General features: G+C 57.5%; 1 protein-coding gene and 1 pseudogene. Both read left to right on the top strand.

The window, feature by feature from the left end; genetic code table 11:
* A pseudogene (locus ACOSYY_RS16120) lies at positions 1 to 191 on the top strand (SMP-30/gluconolactonase/LRE family protein); the annotation flags it as partial.
* Positions 192 to 741: 550 nt separating this feature from the next.
* A complete protein-coding gene (locus tag ACOSYY_RS16115) occupies positions 742 to 996 on the top strand; it encodes a hypothetical protein (RefSeq protein WP_421663717.1) in 255 nt (84 codons plus the stop codon).
* The last annotated feature ends 747 nt before the right edge of the window (positions 997 to 1,743 follow it).

Below are 1,743 nucleotides of genomic sequence, written 5' to 3'. Positions count from 1 at the left end.
ATGGCAACATCTTCGGCGCGCGGCCGGGAGGGTTGAGCGTGATCGCGCCGGACGGTGCCCTGCTGGGCACGATCGAAATCGGGCAGGCTGTGTCCAACGTGGCCTGGGGCGAGGACGGCCACACGTTGGTTATCACCGGTGCAGACTCCGTCTATCGAATCAAACTCACCACCAAAGGCGCCGGCTACTAGGAGTCATTTCGAGACCCTCCGTTCACCCGGTGCGATGCACTCACCTCAGGCTTCGACCGGCTCAAGCCGTGCGGATCTGTTCATGAAAACAGGATATTCCTGCGTTCGTGCCGAGCTTGTCGAAGCACGGTCATGGGGTCTTGGGATGACTTCTAGCCAGAACTAGCAAAGCGACTCCGTCGCTCGGAGCCGATCGGGTTTTCTCTCTCCGTCTGGGTGATGAAGGCCGAGGCTCCTGCGCATTTGGCGGTGTCTTCATGATCGACATGCTCCAACGTATCGGATTCGATACAAGCGTATCCAAAAAGACCATAGTCCGATGAGCGCGACCGAATCGTAGAAAAGCTGGTAACTGAAGGAAACTTGTGTGAAAGTTCAAACTGTGTCGCGCGACCAATCAGTGAAAGCAAAGCTGGCATTAAGCTTGCTGAATTCAAGGGCGTGTGAACCGATAGAGGAGTAGAAACCGAAAAAGAGGTTCGGAACGTAGAGCGGGTAGATCGAAGTGGATGGCTGAGCAACAGCAAGACGCTTCGGAAGGAGGTGCACCATGATGCCGAGCATGATGGAACGCGATGCCAGCCGAAATTCCGACAACGTGACAGAGAAGTCGTTATCGCAACCTCGCGCCCTCACACATGACGAGAAGAAAGCCGCCGAGGCCGCATTTCGCGGCGAACCCTTCAATCCTTCCTGGTCGGCGGCAGCGCAGGCGGTCTATGACGGCATCCTGGCGGCAATGGGTAAACGAGAGATGGCGGAGTGCTGTGAGCCCGCCCTGGAAAGGGAATGTCTGGTAGGATGACGCGGGGACCGGGGAGTAAAGCTCCCTGGATATAAGCGAACGACCGATCGTCCTATTCGTGACCGTCCGATTTTCGACCATCCACGCGGATGCCGCTCGCACCGTCATCTTACCTCTCTCTGGCCGGTGAGAACGGATTGCACTGTGATCGTTCGGCAGTATTCGCACTCGGTTGTCATCGATGTGCGACCATCAGGCCGGCAAATCAGGCCGGGGAACATGCGGACTGATGTAGAGGCGGCGACCACCTTGCCGGGTGACGCTTGCTACCCACATGCGGCCGCGATGTCATTGCAAAGCTGTTTGACGATCGCCAGCTTCAAACTCGCCCCTCGCGCTTCTTCTTGTAAAGCCGTCCCTCGATAACACTTGTCCAGCCGGTGCACGGGCACTCGTGCGGAATGTCACAACTGGGATCGCCGAGACGGATTGTAGCGAGATCGGCTCGATCCTTCCGGGCGGTGCTCCTGTGGTTTGCGGCAGGGGCTCTGCATCCCGCCGATTTCGGATAGGAAAAGACCCCGTGCCCGGAAGGGGTGCCGGGAAGTCCGTTTCTGCCGAGAAGGACCCTGTCGAGAGGCGAGCCTTACAAGATCTTCTGTCGGCGGATGGGGGATTGGAGTGGTCGGTTTGAAAAGTGCCACCCGGAGCCGCTAAGGTAAGCACTGCGGACGCAACAGTCGATCGTTAGAAACGTCACCTGGAGAAAGGAATAGATGATGATTGTGAAGAGAAGGACGATGACCA

Source organism: Nitrospira sp. BLG_2, from assembly GCF_049222245.1.
Note: the sequence above shows the minus strand (reverse complement) of the source record. Positions and strands in the feature narration are given on the sequence as shown.